General features: G+C 51.3%; 17 protein-coding genes. All 17 read left to right on the top strand.

All coding sequences use genetic code 11. The annotated features are described in order from the left end of the window. Positions 1–92: 92 nt before the first annotated feature. Complete coding sequence (locus ABC831_RS12005; protein WP_343248363.1) at positions 93–2756, top strand: cation-translocating P-type ATPase; 2664 nt, start codon at positions 93–95, stop codon at positions 2754–2756. A gap of 155 nt (positions 2757–2911) precedes the next feature. Beyond that, positions 2912–4825: an OPT family oligopeptide transporter gene (locus ABC831_RS12000; RefSeq protein ID WP_343248362.1), complete on the top strand. Its 1914-nt coding sequence runs from the start codon at positions 2912–2914 to the stop codon at positions 4823–4825. A gap of 221 nt (positions 4826–5046) precedes the next feature. Further along, complete coding sequence (locus ABC831_RS11995; RefSeq protein ID WP_343248361.1) at positions 5047–6942, top strand: OPT family oligopeptide transporter; 1896 nt, start codon at positions 5047–5049, stop codon at positions 6940–6942. Between the two features lie 17 nt (positions 6943–6959). After that, positions 6960–7313: a PqqD family protein gene (locus tag ABC831_RS11990; protein ID WP_343248360.1), complete on the top strand. Its 354-nt coding sequence runs from the start codon at positions 6960–6962 to the stop codon at positions 7311–7313. A 121-nt stretch (positions 7314–7434) separates the two neighbouring features. Beyond that, on the top strand, positions 7435–8082 hold the full coding sequence (gene hxlA / locus ABC831_RS11985) for a 3-hexulose-6-phosphate synthase (protein WP_343248359.1): 648 nt from the start codon (positions 7435–7437) through the stop codon (positions 8080–8082). A gap of 214 nt (positions 8083–8296) precedes the next feature. After that, complete coding sequence (locus tag ABC831_RS11980) at positions 8297–9250, top strand: C39 family peptidase (protein ID WP_343248358.1); 954 nt, start codon at positions 8297–8299, stop codon at positions 9248–9250. A 456-nt stretch (positions 9251–9706) separates the two neighbouring features. Beyond that, positions 9707–10657, top strand: coding sequence for a sugar kinase (locus tag ABC831_RS11975; RefSeq protein WP_343248357.1), 951 nt, complete (start codon positions 9707–9709; stop codon positions 10655–10657). Positions 10658–10833: 176 nt separating this feature from the next. Beyond that, complete coding sequence (locus ABC831_RS11970) at positions 10834–12126, top strand: dihydroorotase (protein ID WP_343248356.1); 1293 nt, start codon at positions 10834–10836, stop codon at positions 12124–12126. A 91-nt stretch (positions 12127–12217) separates the two neighbouring features. Continuing rightward, entirely contained in the window at positions 12218–13150 is a 933-nt protein-coding gene (pyrF, locus tag ABC831_RS11965) for an orotidine-5'-phosphate decarboxylase (RefSeq protein WP_343248355.1), read from the top strand. Positions 13151–13214: 64 nt separating this feature from the next. Then, a complete protein-coding gene (locus ABC831_RS11960) occupies positions 13215–13976 on the top strand; it encodes a dihydroorotate dehydrogenase electron transfer subunit (protein WP_343248354.1) in 762 nt (253 codons plus the stop codon). Next, positions 13976–14878, top strand: coding sequence for a dihydroorotate dehydrogenase (locus tag ABC831_RS11955; RefSeq protein ID WP_343248353.1), 903 nt, complete (start codon positions 13976–13978; stop codon positions 14876–14878). Before ABC831_RS11960 ends, ABC831_RS11955 begins: the two co-directional genes overlap by 1 nt. A gap of 175 nt (positions 14879–15053) precedes the next feature. Beyond that, positions 15054–15731, top strand: coding sequence for an orotate phosphoribosyltransferase (gene pyrE, locus ABC831_RS11950; protein WP_343248352.1), 678 nt, complete (start codon positions 15054–15056; stop codon positions 15729–15731). A gap of 60 nt (positions 15732–15791) precedes the next feature. Then, complete coding sequence (locus ABC831_RS11945; protein WP_343248351.1) at positions 15792–15944, top strand: hypothetical protein; 153 nt, start codon at positions 15792–15794, stop codon at positions 15942–15944. Between the two features lie 136 nt (positions 15945–16080). Then, a complete protein-coding gene (locus ABC831_RS11940) occupies positions 16081–16542 on the top strand; it encodes a VanZ family protein (RefSeq protein ID WP_343248350.1) in 462 nt (153 codons plus the stop codon). Then, entirely contained in the window at positions 16535–16849 is a 315-nt protein-coding gene (locus tag ABC831_RS11935) for a DUF6142 family protein (protein WP_343248349.1), read from the top strand. Before ABC831_RS11940 ends, ABC831_RS11935 begins: the two co-directional genes overlap by 8 nt. A gap of 71 nt (positions 16850–16920) precedes the next feature. Further along, complete coding sequence (locus ABC831_RS11930) at positions 16921–17505, top strand: HD domain-containing protein (RefSeq protein ID WP_343248348.1); 585 nt, start codon at positions 16921–16923, stop codon at positions 17503–17505. Further along, positions 17502–19583, top strand: a complete 2082-nt coding sequence (locus tag ABC831_RS11925; RefSeq protein WP_343248347.1) for an aminopeptidase — start codon at positions 17502–17504, stop codon at positions 19581–19583. Before ABC831_RS11930 ends, ABC831_RS11925 begins: the two co-directional genes overlap by 4 nt. Positions 19584–19717 lie beyond the last annotated feature (134 nt).

Below are 19717 nucleotides of genomic sequence, written 5' to 3'. Positions count from 1 at the left end.
CAACTTCCGATTTTCACATATTCTAACAACGATTGCGGCTGTCTTTTGTATATGATACAATGTGTTTGATATTCAGGAAGGAGGAGTACGTAATGTTTCATAATAAACCGCTGGCCCAGATCCTGGAACAGCTCCAGGCAGATCCGGGCAAAGGGCTGACCACAGCGGAGGCTGCCCGCCGAAGAGAAAAATATGGGCCCAATAAGCTGAAAGAGGGAAAAAAGAAAAGCCTGCTGCAGCTGTTTGTGGCCCAGTTAAACGATCCGCTGATCTATATTCTCCTGATCGCCGCGGTGATCTCCGGCTTTATGGGTGAGATCAACGATACGGTGATCATCAGTTTGGTGGTGGTGCTTAACGCGGTGATCGGTGTCTCCCAGGAAGCCAAGGCTGAAAAATCCATGGAAGCCCTGCAGAAACTCTCTGCCCCCAAAGCGTACGTGGTAAGGGATGGGGAAATAAGAGAGATGGCGTCGGAGGAGATCGTGCCGGGTGATATCGTCGTGCTGGACGCCGGCCGGTATATACCGTGTGATATCAGGCTGATCGAGACGGCGAATCTGCAGGTGGAGGAGTCGGCGCTTACCGGGGAGTCGGTTCCGGTGAACAAAGACGCAGGGCTTACACTTTCCGAGGAAAATATCCCTCTGGGGGATATGAAAAATATGGCATTCTCCTCCACCTTGATTACTAACGGCAGAGGTACCGGAGTAGCGGTGGCGACGGGAATGGATACCCAGATTGGCCATATTGCCAATATGCTGGGGGAAGCGGATGAGAAAACCCCGCTTCAGAAGAAGCTGGCAGAGATCGGGAAACTGCTGGGAATCGTGGCTCTGATCGTATGCGTGGCCATGTTCGGCATCGCTATGCTGCAAAAAAGAGACCTGTTCCAGATGTTCATGACGGCCATTTCTCTGGCTGTGGCGGCGATCCCGGAAGGGATGCCTGCGATCGTCTCCATCGTGCTGGCCATGGGTGTCCAGCGCATGGTTAAGAAAAACGCGATTATCCGGAAGCTGCCTTCCGTGGAAACGCTGGGCGCGGTCAACTTTATCTGTTCGGATAAGACCGGTACGCTGACCCAGAACCGGATGACCGTTATGAAATGCTTCGTGAACCGGAAAATCATAGAGGAGCCTCAGCTGTCATCGGATGATCCGGTACAGCGTCTGCTGATCGAGAACCTGGTGCTCTGTTCCGATGCCACATCAGGGCCAGAGGGAAGCACGGGTGATCCCACCGAGGTGGCGCTTATCGATCTGGGAAATAAGCACGGGATACGCAAAGAGGACTGGAACGAAAAACATCAGAGGGTCAACGAGGCTCCGTTCGACTCAGACCGCAAGCTTATGTCCACAGTAAATGTCTATGGGGATCAATATTACGTTATGACAAAAGGAGCCACGGATCAGCTGCTCAGGAAATCTGCCAGTGCCCTGATGGACGGCCAGGTGGTTCCCATGACGGAAGCTTTGGCGGCGGAATTTATGGCTGCCGCGGATGCTTTTTCGGATCAGGCGCTCAGAGTGCTGGGAGCTGCTTACAAGGAAACAGACCGGGAGGACCTCACCCAGGAAGAGATGGAGAGCGATATGACCTTCATTGGCCTGGCAGCCATGATCGATCCGCCGCGGATGGAAGTGAAGGACTCCATTGCCGTCTGCTGCAATTCCGGCATTTCCACCGTGATGATCACCGGGGATCATCAAAAAACCGCCTTCGCCATAGCAAAAGAGCTGGGCATCGCCCGCACCCAGGAGCAGGTTATGCCGGGAGTGGAGCTGGATCAGTATACGGATGAGGAGCTGGTCGAACGGGTGAAGAATGTCCGGGTATTTGCCAGGGTATCTCCCGAGCACAAGGTCCGGATCGTGAAGGCATTCAAAGGAAGCGGCAATATCGTGTCCATGACCGGTGACGGGGTCAATGACGCCCCTTCCCTGAAAGCTGCCAATATCGGAGTGGCTATGGGGATCACGGGGACGGATGTGGCGAAGGGCGCTTCGGATATTATACTGACGGATGATAATTTTTCCACCATTGTCACAGCGGTGGAAGAGGGGCGTAATATCTATGCAAATATCAAAAAATCCATTGTGTTCCTGCTTTCCTGTAACATTGGTGAGATCATTGCACTGTTCCTGGCTACTTTGATGGCATGGATGACGCCTCTGCAGTCCATCCATCTGCTGTGGGTGAATCTGATTACCGATACGCTGCCGGCTCTGTCTCTGGGTGTGGACCCAGGAGATCCGGATATTATGAAGGGGAAGCCCAGAGATCCCAAAGAGAGCTTGTTCCACGGAAGAAAAGCGTTCCTGATCCTGAACGGCGCGCTGATCGGGCTTATGACCCTGACGGCCTTTGCCATCGGAGCCATGCGCTATTCCGGAGAGTGGAGCCTGCATGTACTGCACATCGGCAGCTTGTCCGGGGATACGCTGACCCATGCGCAGACAATGGCCTTTGTGGTGCTGGCGGTTTCCCAGTTGTTCCACTCGCTGAATTTAAGAAGCGAGACCAAGAGCATTTTCCAGGTGGGATTATTCTCAAACAAATATCTGATCGGGTCCATAATCCTGGGTATCCTGATTCAATTTGTGGTGATCACAGTTCCTCCGCTCGCGGCTGCGTTTGATGTGTTCCACCTGACACATATCGACTGGATTTTTGTTTTGGGACTTTCGCTGGTGCCTGTACTGGTGAACGAGGTTGTTAAAATATTTTTGCGGCTAAAAAATAGCAAAAATTAATGAAAAGCAACAAAAAGGATGGAAATATATAGAATTTTCCATCTTTTTTGTTGGGAAATATGGCAAAAAAACAGGAGAAACCAATAAAAGGTTTGCTAGCATGTTAATATTATGTTAAGATTATTACGTAAAATTTAATAAGAGGAGAGGGAAAGATGAAAGACGACAAGCAATTCAAACCGTTTATACCAGCGGATCGAATATTGCCGGAAATGACAGTGACATCCGTTATTGTCGGTATCCTTCTGGCCGTATTATTCGGTGGTGCAAATGCGTACCTGGGTCTTCGGGTAGGTATGACCGTATCTGCTTCTATTCCGGCAGCGGTTATCTCTATGGGTATCATCCGGGTCATTATGCGGCGGAATTCCATTCTGGAGAACAATATGGTTCAGACCATTGGTTCAGCTGGTGAATCCGTTGCGGCAGGCGCTATCTTTACCTTACCGGTTTTGTTCATGTGGGCAGACGAGTGGAACGTCAGTGCTCCATCCTTGATCGAAATCGGACTGATCGCCTTAGTCGGCGGTGTGTTAGGTGTCCTGTTCATGGTACCGCTTCGGAAAGCGTTAATCGTTCAGGAGCATGGTACTCTGCCTTATCCTGAGGGTAAGGCCTGTGCGGAAGTATTACTGGCAGGAGAAGAAGGCGGAGCGAAAGCTTCTACCGTATTCGCAGGTCTTGGTATTGCCGCAGGTTACAAGTTTATCGCTGATGGATTGAAGATATTCCCCAGCGAAGTGCATTATGAGATTACTCCTTACAAAGGCTCCGGTATTGGGATGGACGTGCTTCCGGCTCTGGCGGGTGTTGGTTACATCTGCGGACCTAAGATTTCCTCCTATCTGCTGGCCGGCGGCTGTGTCGCATGGCTGGTACTGATGCCGCTGATCGCGCTGTTTGGCGGGGATGCGATCCTGTATCCCGGATCAAAAGCGATCAGTGAGATGGGTTCCTTTGATATCTGGGGCAGCTATATCCGCTACATAGGGGCCGGTGCAGTTGCGGCTGGTGGAATTATGAGTCTGATCAAGTCTCTGCCGATGATCGTTACTACCTTCAAAGATGCCATGAAAGGCTACGGCAAAGGAAAAGGTGACAGCAATCTGCGTACGGATCAGGATCTTCCGACCGCCGGTGTATTAATCGCGGCGCTGGTAGTGGCAGTAGTGATCTGGCTGCTTCCTCCTATCCCGGTGAATCTGCTGGGCGCGTTTATTATCGTTATTTTCGGTTTCTTCTTTGCGACCGTGTCCTCCCGTATGGTAGGGCTGATCGGAAGCAGTAATAACCCGGTATCCGGTATGGCCATCGCGACGCTTCTGTTTTCAGCCATTATTATGCGTTCGACCAGCGGAACGGGACACAGCAGTTATACGGCGGTTATTGCCATCGGAGCGATTATCTGTATTATCGCGGCGATTGCCGGTGATACGTCTCAGGATTTGAAAACCGGTTACATCGTAGGCGCTACGCCCAGGAAACAGCAGATCGGTGAGCTGATCGGCGTGGTTGCATCCGCAGTGGCCATTGGCGCGATTCTGTACCTGTTTAACGCGGCATGGCAATATGGAACTACGGAACTGCCCGCACCTCAGGCCATGCTGATGAAGATGGTTGTAGAAGGTGTCATGAATGCGAACCTGCCCTGGGTACTGGTATTTGCAGGTGTATTTATCGCAATCGTGGTGGAGATCCTGGGTATCCCGGTGCTCCCCTTTGCTGTCGGGCTGTATCTGCCGATCCATCTGAGTACACCGATGATGGTTGGCGGTCTGGTGCGTCTGTTCCTGGAGAAGAGGAAGAAAGGCGATACCGAGACCAAGAAGAATATGGTGAACAACGGCGTTCTGTACTCTTCCGGCTTGATCGCTGGAGAGGGACTGATCGGAATCCTGCTGGCGGTATTCGCTGTCATCAAGATTAACGGCAAATCCCTTGGCGATATTATCAATCTTTCAGAGAAATTTAATCTGGGCAACATAGGCGGTTTAGTATTCTTCGCCCTGATTATTATCAGCATTTTCGCATTTACTCTCTGGAAAAAAGAGAAAGCCAGCAAGAACTAATTGCCTGGGATAATGATGTTTGGACCAGGTGATACTGCCTAATATAGGTAATGCTGCTTAAACCAGGCGAGGCTGCCTAATATAGGTAATGCTGTCTGATCCAGGTAACAGCGCCGGATATAGGTAAAACAGGAAATTATTATACATTGTTTTGTATTTTCCTCCCATACTATAATGAAACGGACAATGAGTGCCAATTCATAAAGGATGGGGATTGAGATATGAAACAGGAAAAAAGTTTTAAACCATTTGTCCCCGCGGAACGGGTACTGCCGGAATTTACGGTGGCGTCGATCGTCATCGGAATCCTGTTGGCAGTGGTCTTCGGCGGGGCAAATGCTTATCTGGGCCTTCGGGTGGGAATGACGGTGTCGGCATCGATACCGGCTGCCGTTATCGCCATGGGAGTGATCCGGGTGATTCTGCGCAAGGATTCCATACTCGAAAGCAATATGGTACAGACGATCGGCTCAGCCGGCGAGTCTGTGGCGGCGGGCGCGATCTTTACCCTGCCGGTACTATTTATGTGGGCAGAGCAGTGGGAGATACTGCCTCCGTCTTTTTGGACCATTTCGATCATCGCGCTGTTTGGAGGAGTCCTTGGAATCTTATTCATGGTACCGCTGCGGCGGGCTCTGATCGTTCAGGAACATGGCGTTCTTCCGTATCCGGAGGGTACTGCCTGTGCGGAGGTCCTGCTGGCGGGAGAAGAGGGCGGTTCCAAAGCCTCCACCGTATTCGCGGGACTTGGTATAGCGGCCGCTTACAAATTCGTGGCGGATGGGCTGAAGCTGTTTCCCAGTGAAGTTCACTACGAGTTAAATTCTTATAAGGGAAGCGGAGCAGGTGTAGACGTACTGCCGGCGCTGGTTGGAGTGGGTTATATCTGCGGACCGAAGATCTCCTCTTATATGCTGGCAGGCGGAGTCCTGGCCTGGTTTGTGCTGATGCCGCTGTTGAGCTTTTTCGGGCAGGACGCAGTCCTCTTTCCGGGGACGGACCCCATAAGCTCCATGGATTCCTTTACCATCTGGACCAAATACATCCGATACATCGGGGCAGGCGCGGTAGCGGCCGGCGGGATCTTAAGCCTGGTCAAATCCCTTCCTCTGATCGTCAGGACCTTCGGTCAGGCGCTGAAGGGGTATGGAAAAGGAGAGGCCAGTATGCTGCGTACGGATAAGGACTTGCCTATGAAAGGAATCCTGCTGGTGATTCTGGCTATGGCGGTTCTGATCTGGCTGCTGCCGGCATTCCCGGTCAATCTGCTGGGGGCGGTTCTGATCGTGGTGTTTGGTTTCTTCTTCGCTACGGTATCCTCCAGAATGGTAGGACTGGTCGGCAGCAGTAACAATCCGGTCTCAGGAATGGCGATTGCCACATTATTGTTTTCCACGATGGCTTTAAAGGCCACCGGCTCCACCGGACAGGCAGGTATGATCGGCGCCATCGCCATCGGTTCCATTATCTGTATGATCGCGGCCATCGCCGGGGATACGTCCCAGGACTTAAAGACCGGATACATCCTGGGCGCCACGCCCAGGAGGCAGCAGATCGGGGAACTGATCGGTGTGGGAGCCTCCGCGGTTACCATCGGGGGTGTGTTATATCTGCTCCACTCGGCGTGGGGATACGGTTCCACCCAGCTTCCGGCACCCCAGGCCACACTGATGAAGATGGTGGTCGAAGGCGTGATGGAAGGAAATCTGCCGTGGGTGCTGGTATTCGCGGGAGCCGGAATCGCTGTCGTGGCGGAGATCTTAAGGATGCCGGTACTGCCCTTTGCCGTGGGCCTGTATCTGCCGGTTCACTTAAGTGCCGGGATTATGGCAGGCGGTCTTGTACGATTATATTTAGAAAAGAAAAAGAATCTTCCGGAAGAACAGAAAAAGGGAATGATCGAACGCGGTGTGCTGTACTGTTCCGGCCTGATCGCCGGGGAGGGGCTTGTGGGAATCCTGTTGGCCGTGCTGGCCGTCGTTCCCATCGGCGCGGTGACACTTGGAGATAAAATCGATCTGTCCGAAATCCTGAATCTGGGGAATATCGGAGGATTGGCAGCGTTCGCACTGCTGATCGGATCACTCTTCCTGTTCGCGAAGCGGAAGGCGAAATAGACAAAGGATGTGAGAGCATGTCAAAAAAGACAGTATTGCCCGGGAACTATATGGACTATGTGCCCATGAAAAATCCGGAGTACAAATGGGAAACAAATGAGAAAGGGCGGGTGGTGATCGACGAGCCCAACGAGGGTTTCTTTAACCGCGTAGCCCAGAAATTTTTCCACAGGCCGAAAGTAAGCCACATACAGCTGGATGCCTATGGGACTTTTGTCTGGCTGCAGATCGACGGAAAGAACACGGTCTATGACATTTCGGAGCTTGTGAAGGCTGAGTTCGGCAAGAAAGCGGAACCGCTGCTGAACCGGCTGGTAGAATTCTTCCGGATCTTAAAGTTCCATCATTTTATCATTTACAAAAATGATTAAGAAGCGGGTTGTTCTCATGGCCCTTAGATTCACAGGCTGCCCAGGCGGTGTTCCTGCGAAGATAGGGAAGCAGATGGTTTACTGCGTATTTAATCTATAAAAGACAGAGAAGGAACATAAGATGAGATTACAAATAGCGCTGGATATGGTATCGATGGAAGAGGCACTGGAAATGGCGGAAAAGATACACGATATAATCGATATCATAGAGATTGGGACACCGATGATCATCAGGTACGGGATGGAGCCGGTGAGACGTATGAAAGAGAGATTTCCCCGGCTGACGGTTCTGGCAGACACCAAAATCGCCGATGGGGGTGAAATAGAGGCCCGCTATGCCGTCGAGGCCGGTGCGGATATGGTGACTGTTCTGGCCGTTGCCGCCGACAATACGATAGCAGAAGCAAAGAACGCGGTCCACAAGGCCGGAAAAGAACTGTATGTGGATCTGCTGAGTGTTCCCGATATCATTCAAAGATCCAAAGAGCTGGAGGCAATGGGCGTTGACTATATCGGCGTACATACCGCTGTGGATGTGCAGCGGTCCGGAATAACGCCGTTTAACGACCTGAAGATATTGTCAGAGACAGTCAGTAATACCAGGATAGCGGCAGCGGGAGGTATCACACTGGACACACTTGCGTTAGCCATGTTCAGCCATCCTGACGTGATCATAGCCGGAGGAGCGCTGACAAACGCCCCCGACCTTCGGGCGGCAGTTCTTGCGTTTAAACACAAAATGACAGATCAGATCTTAGTAAACGGATGAGAAAATAAGACGGTAATATGGACCCAACTCTCAGAAGAAACACCATCAGAAACCGGTAGAAGAGTACCGGATCTAAATCCCGCTGTATATAAACATTCATAAATTAGAAAGGATTTACGCCCCGGAAATTAAGAAATTACTAAGGAAGTAATACGAAAAAATACAAGGAGAACGGATATAATAAGGGCATACCGAAATAAAGGAGGTTGCCCCAATGACATCGAGTGAGGCAGTAAAAAAGAGGACAAATAAAAAGGCCAGAAGAAAACACAGGCGCAGAAGGAGAGCCCGGACAAACCTGTTGAAATTCGTGCTCTTATCCGGACTGCTGATTCTGGCGTACTGTGGATTTTGCTATGGTAAGAATCATATAGTCAGCCAATTCAAGGAATGGCGGCAGCCATATCTGACTGAAAATTCGCAGCCTCCCGATGACAGCCTGTCCGTCAATGTCTCCTCCATGGATATCGGCAATTCACTTCTGCAGCAGTTACAAGCAATGGATCTGCCCTCTTCCCAGCTAAAACAGATCACCGGTCATATCGAAGACTATCCCGAAAGAATGCTGGAAGCTCTGACCAAAAATGAAGAGCTGCTGGATTACGTACTTGCCTACCCGGAAAATAAGGACCTGATCGAAAATGATCAGCCCATCGATCTTAAAAATGACTGTGAAGAAGGCAAAATTCCTCTTTTCCTCCAGTGGGATTCCAGATGGGGCTACCATTCCTATGGTAAGGAAGGCCTCATTGGGCTGGACGGCTGCGGACCTACCTGCCTGTCCATGGTAATCGTCGGATTAACCCAGGACCTGCAGAAGAATCCCCAGGCCATAGCATCCTTCAGTGCGGACAACGGCTACCTGGACCCGGCCGCCGGAACCACCTGGGCACTCATGACCACAGGGGCCAGGCAGCTGGGTATCCAGGCTGAAGAAATCCGTCTGGATGAGTCCGTCATGAAAAATGAACTTTCCCAGGGTCATCCCATCATCTGCAGCATGCGGCCGGGAGACTTTACCACGACCGGGCATTTTATCGTATTAACCGGTTACCGGGACGGGGAATTCACAGTCAATGACCCGAACAGCCGAAGCCGCAGCTTAAGGACTTGGTCTTATGAGGAGCTGAGTTATCAGATTAAAAACCTTTGGGCGTTTTCGGTGTAGGATGAAGGGGGCTTTGCGTCGGGGGGCGGAAAACCCGTGGAGTCTGATGGAAAGCTGGGAGTCCCCCAGCTTTCCATCAGGCTGCACGGGTTTTCCTTGACTGGTACAATGGCGGTTTTCAGCTGGCATCAGAGTGGAGAGTGCTGGTTTGGGCGGGAAGAGGGAGAAGGTAACATTTGCTTTCGGACTTTCGGACAAATTTGTTTTCGGACATTGCAGGTCTGAAGGGGGTGTGCTAGAATGAAGACAGAACTTACATATGGAAGCTTAGCCCTTAAACCCGGAGACAGGCAGCGGTAAACACTAGGTGGTGTATCGTGGTTGGTCCGGGACATTTTTTGCCAATGGACATGGATGGATTGGATAGCGGGAGCGGTATGCGGGGTTAGGGATGCGATAGCTTGCTTGGATCACTTGCTTTTTACTATTGAACGTAATTTGAGGGAGGAATATGAAGTGAAAGAAATATGGACCATGGGGGAGACGATCTGTGAGATTATGCGGCCGGAGGTAGATATGCCTCTTGAGCGGACTGGTGAATTCACAGGCCCCTTCCCATCCGGAGCACCGGCTATTTTTGCCGATACTGTGGCTAAGATGGGATATGTCAGTGGAATTATCGGCAGAGTCGGAGATGATGAATTCGGGGTCTGCATCCGGAAACGCCTGGAGGAGGACCGGGTTAATTGCTCCTTACTGTCGACAGATCCGATCCTGTCCACCGGCGTAGCCTTTGTCTCCTATGATCGGAACGGAGAACGGAAGTTTATCTTCCATATGGGTAATTCCGCTGCAGGAAACTTAAGTGTTCCAAAGGAACTGCCGGAGAATGTGGGGCTTTTTCATATTATGGGCTGCAGTCTGACCTCGTCAAAGAAAATGGCCGGGAGTATACTGCAGACCATGAAAGCCCTGTACGAAGCAGGAGCCGTGATCACTTTTGATCCCAACGTGCGGATCGAGATCCTGAAAGAAACCGATTTAATGACCAGTGTCCTGCCCATTCTGGAATATAGCTCCGTATTCATGCCGGGCCTTCATGAACTTTTAACGATATTCGAGACAGACTCACTGGATAAAGCGATCGACCAGGTTTTCCAATATCCCAATATAAAGGTCCTCGTCCTAAAGCAAGGGAAAAAAGGCGCACAGATCATAACCCGGGAATCCCATTTTGACGTACCGATCTGCAAAGTCCGCGCCAAGGACCCCACCGGTGCCGGAGACAGCTTCGACGCGGCCTTCCTCTGCGGCTACTTAAGCGGCCTTCCCCTTGAAACCTGCGCCAGACAGGCATCCGCGGCGGCAGCCCTGAATACAGCCGCCTTCGGCCCCATGGAAGGGATCATTACTCCCGGCCGTGTATCCGACCTGATCCACCAAAATTACGAAGTGCGGTCGATATAAGAGCCTTTACCAGAGCAGGGATGGGAGGGAAGCGGCGGGGGATGGCAAAGCCGGGCGGAAAAACTCGTGAGGCAGCATCGCTTGAGGCCTGGCCGAAAATTTCAGTCCCCCCGTTGCAGAGGGTAAACACGTATGTTAAAATAAGACAGATAAATAAATTCAGGAAGGAATCCATTATGAAGCTATTAATAAAGCAAGGAAGAATTCTGGACCCGGCGACAGGCACCGATGGTATCTATGATATGCTGTTAGAAGACGGAAAGATAAGAGAAGTTTCTGAAAATATCCGGTCAACAGCAGATGCCACTGTAAATGCGGCGGGTTGTTTTGTGATGCCAGGCTTTATTGACCTGCACGTACATCTGAGGGAACCGGGTCTGACCCATAAAGAAACGATTATGACCGGCCAGAGAGCCGCGGCCCGGGGAGGATTTACCACGATCTGCGCGATGCCGAATACGAAGCCGGTGATCGATAACCCGGACCGTGCCAGCTTTGTGCATAATAAAGCGCGCCATACCGGAAAGGTGCGGGTGTATCAGATCGGAGCTGTGACGCAGGGACAGGCCGGTGAGAAACTGTCCGATATCGAGGGTATGGTCCGGGCAGGTGTGCCGGCGATCAGTGAGGACGGCAAATCGGTGATGAACGCGGGACTCTATGAGGAAGCCATGAAGATCGCAGCCGCTCTCGGGATTCCGGTATTTGCCCATTGCGAGGATATCACCATGGTGAAAGGCGGAGTGATTAACGCGGATAAGAAGGCGAATGAGCTGTGCCTGCCGGGAATCACGAATGCGGTGGAGGACGTGATTGTGGCAAGGGATATTCTGCTGGCCAAGTCAACGGGTGTGAAGCTGCATCTGTGCCATTGCTCCACCAGGGACAGTGTTCAGATGGTTCGCCAGGCAAAGGAAGCCGGACTTCCTGTAACCGCAGAGGTGTGTCCCCATCACTTTACCCTTACGTCGGATGATATCCCGGGATATGACTCGAATTATAAAATGAATCCTCCGCTTCGGTCACGGGAGGATGTGGATGCTTTGATAGAGGGGCTGGCAGATGGCACGCTGGATGTGATCGCCACAGACCATGCGCCGCATGCGGAAAGTGAAAAATCTAAGTCCATGCTAAAAGCGCCGTTTGGCATCGTGGGGCTTGAGACTGCTGCAGCTTTGACTTATTCGGAATTGGTGGACAAGGGGCTTTTGACACCGCTGCAGATGGCTGAGAAGATGAGCTGTCAGCCGGCACGGGTTCTGAATATAGAGAGGGGAACATTGGCAGAAGGCAGTGCGGCGGATCTGGTGATTTTTGACCCGGAAGCGGAATATACCATTGACGCGGAACGGTTTGAGTCAAAAGGAAAGAATACGCCGTTCCATGGCAGAAAAGTAAAGGGCAGAGTGGTTTATACGGTAATAGAAGGGGAAATCGTCTATTCCCTGGAGGATGAGGTTTCCATTTAAAACTCATACGGATCGACGGGGACTGCAGGCGGAGCCCTGATTTTGAATTATATATTATAAGACGCAGTGTATGCGTCACTGGAGGAAAATAATGATAGATAAACTGGTTGCGAAAATACAAAAAACAAATGCCCCTATTGTGGTGGGACTGGACCCCATGCTGGCTTATGTTCCGGAGCATATAAAAGAGGCGGCGTATCAGGAGTACGGAGAAACGTTAAAAGGAGCCGCCGAAGCGATCTGGGAATTTAACCGAAGAATCGTGGACGCGGTGGCGGATCTGGTTCCGGCGGTGAAGCCCCAGATCGCCATGTATGAACAGTTCGGAATCGAGGGCCTGATCGCTTTCCAGAAAACGGTATCCTACTGCAAATCCAAAGACCTGGTTGTGATCGGGGATGTGAAGCGGGGGGATATCGGTTCCACGTCCGCTGCTTACGCGGCAGGTCACCTGGGCCATGTGGAAGTGGGAGGTAACGTGTACGCCCCATTCGACGAAGATTTTATTACGGTGAACCCTTATCTGGGGACGGATGGAATCAAACCGTTTACCGACATCTGCAAAAAAGAGAATAAGGGTTTATTTATACTGGTGAAAACCTCGAATCCCTCCAGCGGGGAGTTCCAGGACCGCCTGGTGGATGGCAGGCCGCTGTATGAACTGGTGGCCGATATGGTAAATCAGTGGGGCGCGGACCTGACAGGGAGCTGCGGTTACAGCGCCGTGGGTGCTGTGGTTGGCGCCACCTATCCCGAGATTGGAAAGGTACTGCGTAAGGTGATGCCCAAGTCCTATATCCTGGTACCTGGTTACGGCGCGCAGGGCGGAAAAGGCGCGGATCTGGTGCATTATTTTAATGAGGACGGGCTGGGAGCCATCGTCAATTCTTCCCGGGGGATTATTGCGGCTTATAAGCAGGAGGCGTATGCTTCTTTTGGCGCGGAACATTTTGAGGAGGCGTCCAGACAGGCGGTGCTTGATATGATCGCCGATATTGACGGCGCTCTTAAGTCTGCGAAATAAGTACAAAAGTCTGCGGAATAAGTACAAAAGGCTGGCCGTACACTATGCGGCACTGGAGGAAGACATGAACGAAAAAAGGGAAGCCCTGGTGTTAAGCCAGGGGGAAATAGCAAAGGATATCTATGATCTGTGGATCAAGCAGCCGGAGATTGCCGGGGCAGCCCGGCCCGGCCAGTTTGTGATGATTTACTGTGAAGATAACAGCAGGCTGCTGCCGCGGCCCATCAGTATCTGTGAGGTGAACGCGGCGAAAGGCCATCTGCGGCTGGTGTACCGGATCGCCGGGGAAGGGACGAAGGAATTTTCCAAACTGGTATCCGCGGACCGGGTTCAGGTGATGGGGCCTCTGGGAAACGGATTCCCGCTGAGCGCTAAAAAAGCGATCCTGGTGGGCGGCGGAATCGGCATTCCGCCGATGTTGGAACTGGCCAGACAGCTGGAAGGGGAGAAGCAGATCGTACTGGGATACCGGGATGAGCTGTTCTTAAACAAGGATCTGGAACAGTACGGGCAGGTGTGGATCGCCACGGAGGACGGCAGCGCCGGCACGAAAGGGACTGTGATAGACGCGATTAAGGAACATCATCTGGATGCGGAGGTGATCTACGCCTGCGGACCTACTCCTATGTTAAAAGCGCTGCAGAAATATGCCATCGTCCACAATATAGAATGCTACCTGTCCATGGAAGAGCGGATGGCCTGCGGGATCGGAGCCTGTCTGGCCTGCGTCTGCAAGTCTGTGGGCAAGGATGAACATACCAATGTGCACAATAAGCGGGTATGTAAGGACGGCCCGGTATTTGAGGCGAGGGAGGTAGAGCTGTAATGAATATGAGTGTAAATATTGCCGGAGTGGAACTGAAGAATCCGGTTATGCCTGCCTCCGGTACCTTCGGTTCCGGATTGGAATACAGTGATTTCGTTCATTTGGGTGAGCTGGGCGCGGTGGTAACCAAAGGGGTCTCCAATGTGCCCTGGATCGGAAATGACACTCCGAGGATCGCGGAGACAAAAAGCGGTATGCTCAATGCGGTGGGACTGCAGAATCCGGGAATAGACCTGTTCCTGGAGAGGGACATTCCTTACCTGAAAAAGTATGATACAAAGATCATTGTAAATGTCTGCGGAAAGACAACGGAAGAATACTGTGAAGTGGTGGAGCGGCTTTCCGACGCACCGGTGGACCTGTTGGAGATCAACATATCCTGCCCGAACGTGAAAGCGGGGGGCATTGCCTTTGGCCAGGACCCGGAATGTGCGATGGCGATCACGCGGGAAGTGAAAAAGTATGCGAAGCAGCCGATTATCATGAAATTAAGCCCGAATGTGACGGATATCACAGAGATGGCGAAAGCCGTGGAAGCGGGCGGTGCGGACGCGATTTCCCTGATCAATACGCTGACCGGTATGAAGATCGATGTACACAGACAAAAATTCGTATTGGCAAACCGGACCGGAGGACTATCGGGACCGGCCATCAAACCGGTTGCCGTGCGCATGGTATATCAGGTGTTCCGGGCTGTGGATGTGCCTATTATCGGCATGGGCGGTATCGCATCCGCGGAGGACGCCCTGGAATTTATCCTGGCAGGAGCCACGGCGGTAGCTGTGGGTACGGCTAATTTCCATAATCCGGCCATCATGCCGGAGATTATCCAGGGTTTGGTAACCTATATGAAAAAATATAAAATTTCGGATATCCAGGATCTGATCGGTGTGGTAGAATGAGTATTGGATTTTATCAATCTTTTATTTCATAGGAAAGTGCTCCTATGAAATAAAACGCTCCGCGGGGATCGCACTACGGCGGAAAGGAAGATGCCGCTTACGCGGCCCGCCGTAGGCGGAGAGTTTCGCAAGCGAAACTCTTTTTCAAAGAATCAAGTAATAGGAGGATAAAAAAGTGGAACAATATAAGCAGGAATTTATCGAATTTATGGTGGATTGCGGCGTGTTGAAGTTCGGGGATTTTGTTACCAAGAGCGGAAGAAAAACGCCATTTTTTGTAAATACCGGATTCTACCGGACAGGCTCTCAATTGCGTAAGCTGGGGGAATTCTATGCGAAGGCGATTCAGAGCAGCTATGGTGTGGACTTTGACGTACTGTTCGGGCCGGCTTACAAGGGCATTCCCCTGTCAGTGGCTGCGGCGATGGCGCTTTCTGAGTTCTACGGTGCGGACATCCGCTATTGTTCCAACCGCAAAGAGGTAAAGGACCACGGAGACACCGGTATTCTGCTGGGAAGCCCCTTGCAGGATCAGGATAAAGTAGTGATTATCGAGGATGTGACCACTGCCGGCACTTCGATCCAGGAGACCCTGCCGATCATCAAGGCCCAGGGCGACGTGCAGGTGGTCGGGATGATTGTATCTGTGGACCGTATGGAGCGCGGGCAGGGAACTAAGAGCGCTCTGGCTGAGATTCAGGAAACCTATGGTTTCCCCGCTGCGGCCATCGTAACCATGGCGGAAGTGATGGAACATCTGTATAACCGGCCGTACAAGGGGAAAGTCATTATAGATGACACATTAAAGTCAGCCATTGATGCATATTATGTACAATACGGAGCGCAGGCGTAAGTAAGCTTCCAAGCAGCATTTCACTAAGAGGATAAAAAAGATCATACAGGAGGAATCAGCATGAGCGAAAGAGTGTATAAGACAATGTGTAGAGCTGGAGCCAGCAGCCTGGTTCTGGGTATTCTATTGATGGTCACCGGCATTACAGCCGGAATTATGATGGTTATCAATGGGGCAAGACTGTTAAAAAGGAAATCGGATATCATTATTTAGCATAATCAAAAGACGGCCGGGAGAATATCTAAGAGCGCATTGTGGACGCTTTTCCTATTCCCGGCCGCCGTCTGATTTCCAGCCATTTCATAGGAAAGGGCTGGGTTACCGGAACAGGAGATTGGGGTATGTTGGAGTGAAAAAAAGTACTGCGAAAATAATCAGGACAGCAGGGGTGCTGCTGTTTATTTTATATATCATCGGCCTGGTGTATTTTATGTTCTTTTCCGAAGAATATGGCCGGATGCCGGGGGAGCGGACATACAGTTATAATCTGGTGCTGTTCCAGGAAATCAAAAGATTTATCAAATACCGGGATATCCTCGGACCGATGGCAGTGCTTACAAATCTGGTGGGGAATGTCGTGGGTTTTATGCCTTTTGGATTTATTTTACCGATCATTCACCGGGGCAGCAGGCAGTTCCTTTGGATTACCCTGCTGACTTTCCAGCTGAGTCTGTTTATCGAAGTGATCCAGCTGATTTTCAAGGTGGGCAGCTTTGATGTGGATGATCTTCTGCTTAACACCATAGGCGGTATGCTGGGTTATCTGGCATTCTGGATTTGCAATAAGATAAGGAGAAAGTATATTGGCTAGAAAAAGAGGGTATAAGTTTACGAATAAGCGGCACTCCGGAAAAGGGATCTTTTCTACGGTAGTAGCCGCGTTGTCGATTGTATTGTTTGGTTTCATGATCTATCTGTCCTACTTAAGCAAGGGGAACGGCGAGCTATATATCGGGTCTGTCGGTGTAGTGGCCATCATTATGGCTGCTGTCGGGCTGGTGTATGGGTTGAGAGGATTTCAGGAGAAAGAACGCTATAAGCTGTTCCCGACGCTGGGGTCGTTCATGTCGGTGCTGATCCTGGCCGTGTGGATCGGAATTTATCTGATTGGTTTTTAGAAATTTTGATTACAGATGATGGGATTTTGTAAGGTGTAAGGTAAAATAGAGAAAAAGAATGGGGGATTTTCATGGAACGTTTGGACAAGCAAATGGAATTTATCCTGGAGGCGGATAAGGAAAAAAATGTCATGCGGCAGACCTATATCGCGGATGGCAGCAGAAAGGAAAATGACGCGGAACATTCCTGGCATCTGGCACTTATGTGTTACCTGCTGGCGGAGCACGCCAATGAACCTATTGACGTGGCGAGAACCATGGCGATGGTTCTGATTCATGATATCATTGAGATCGATGCGGGGGATACCTATGCCTACGACAGCACGGGAAACGACACCAAGAGAGAACGGGAACTGGCGGCGGCCGAGAGGATTTTCCGGCTGCTGCCCAAGGATCAGGCGGCGGACTTAAGAGGGCTTTGGGATGAATTCGAGGAGGGCAAGACGCCGGAGGCCAGATTCGCCAACACACTGGACAAGGTTCAGCCGCTTCTGTTAAATGACCGTTCCGGCGGGGAATCCTGGAGGGAACACGGCGTGAGCCAGGAGCAGGTGATAAAGCGGAATGCCCGCACGCCGGAGGGATCGCAGAAACTATGGGAATATTGCCTGCCTCTGATTGCGAAGAATGTGAAAGAAGGGAATTTGAAACCATGATCGAAAAGGAACGGGCGGAATGGATCCGGGCGCGCTATGCGTTAGCTATTGAGAGAATCCGGGAGATCGCCGGGGAAGAAGTCATCGAAGGCCCGGGCCGCGGCTATTTTCAGAAAACGGCCGGTTTCCTGGTGGAAATGGATCTGCTGCTGGAGATGATCGAGGGAAAGCGCCTGGAGCGGATGTCTTTGTTAGAAATGCAGGAGCTGAACCGGGAACTGTACCGGGATATCCTGCCGGAGCATTACGGACACAGCTATGCCAATCCCGCGTATGCGGCTGAGAAACTGGGAGCCGAATACGGCAGTTTGCTGTGTTTTCTCTACACGGAACTGCGCGGAGCGATTCCCTGCGCGTTTGAAATGCAGGCATACGATGAGGAACGGCTGCTTCATATGGTCATCCTGTATGAACTGTTTCTCCAGGTCTATGCGGGATTTACGGACGATCCGGTACAGACACCGGAAGAGATCCGTCAGTTGATTTACTGGCATATGAGCGATTACAGCGATGTGCTGGTGCCCTACCGAATCCGGCAGCAGCTGGACCCGTCGCTTGATTTTGCCACGGACATTATTTTACACAGCCAGCTGCTGGACCTTCGCTATCTATATCGCTACGGAGAATACATTTCCGATAATGAACTGAAACTGGCGTCTTATCTGAACAGTCTGTCACAGGAAAAGATAGATGCCATGGCCAGAACCTATACGCAAGGGTATCGGATCGGATTTGCCAATACCGGAAAGGATATCTCCAAAAAGTCTGTAGTGAATATCCGCTATCCCATTGGCTTTGAGCGGGTGGTGCGGTCCGCAATCCGGTATTTTAAAGATATGGGGCTGAAACCGGCGGTTTACCGCATCGCTTACCACAGCGTGAACAAGCGGCAGAATCTGAGGATCGGTTACTGCGCCACTTCCCCCAACAAACAGTATGACTACGATCACAAAGACGACGCAGCCATTTACCTGGATAAGAAATATGTCACCCGGAAACTGGAAGTGACCCGCCAGGCTTTTGAAGAATACAAAGAGCTGGCATACGGGCATGGGGGGCCAGCCTGCATCGAGGTGTTTGGGGAAGTTCCCTTTACTCCCGAAAGTAAGCCTGAGGCCTGCCGCCTGACAGACAAGCAGCAGAAACTTATGGTCTACTGCCAGAATGAGGCGGGACAGATTACCAACGAATACATCAAAGGGGATGAGCGCAGTTTTACGATCATTGCGTTCCCGCTGCCGGAGATCGGCATGGATTTTCCTGAAATCTTTGATGAAATCGTCAGGATTAATACTTTGGATTATACATTGTATCAGACGATCCAGCAAAAGCTGATCGATGCGCTGGATGGAGGAGCGTATGTGCATATACTGGGCGCCGGCGCAAATGAGACGGATCTGAAGGTGTCCCTAAGGCCGGTTGCCGACGCCGCCCGGGAAACCGTGTTCGAAAACTGTGTGGCTGACGTGAATATCCCGGTGGGTGAGGTGTTCACCTCCCCGGTCCTCAAGGGGACCAATGGTGTCTTACATGTGAGCCGTGTCTATCTGAATGAACTGGAATACCGGGGGCTGCGGCTCACTTTCCAGGACGGGTGCGTGGCCGGTTATACCTGCACCAATTTTGACAATGAGGACGAGAACAAAAAATATATTCGGGAAAATGTGCTGTATCATCATGATACCCTTCCGATGGGCGAGTTCGCGATCGGTACGAACACCACCGCTTATGTCATGGCCCGCCGATATGGAATTGAAGATAAACTTCCGATTCTGATTGCGGAGAAAATGGGGCCGCATTTTGCAGTGGGAGATACCTGCTATAGCTGGGAAGAAGATACGAAGACTTATAATCCCGACGGGAAGGAGATCATCGCCAAGGAAAACGAGATCTCGGCGCTTAGGAAAGAAGATCTGAGTAAGGCCTATTTCAACTGTCATACGGATATTACGATTCCTTATGATGAGCTGGCGGAGATAGCTGTGGTCTATCCGGATGGGGCAAAGTGTATGATTATCAGGGAGGGGCGGTTTGTGCTTGCGGGTACGGAGAAGCTGAATGAGCCTTTTGGAGGATAAACAAAGGGGACAAACAAAGGGGACATGTCCAAATCGGAATGGGACATGTCCAAACCGAAAGGGGACATGTCCAAACCGGAATGGGACATGTCCAAACTGAAAAGGGACATGTCCAAATAGGAATGGACATGTCC

It is taken from the genome of Diplocloster hominis, from assembly GCF_032380655.1.
Lineage (GTDB): Bacteria > Bacillota > Clostridia > Lachnospirales > Lachnospiraceae > Diplocloster > Diplocloster hominis.
This window is presented reverse-complemented; position numbering and strand designations above follow the sequence as displayed.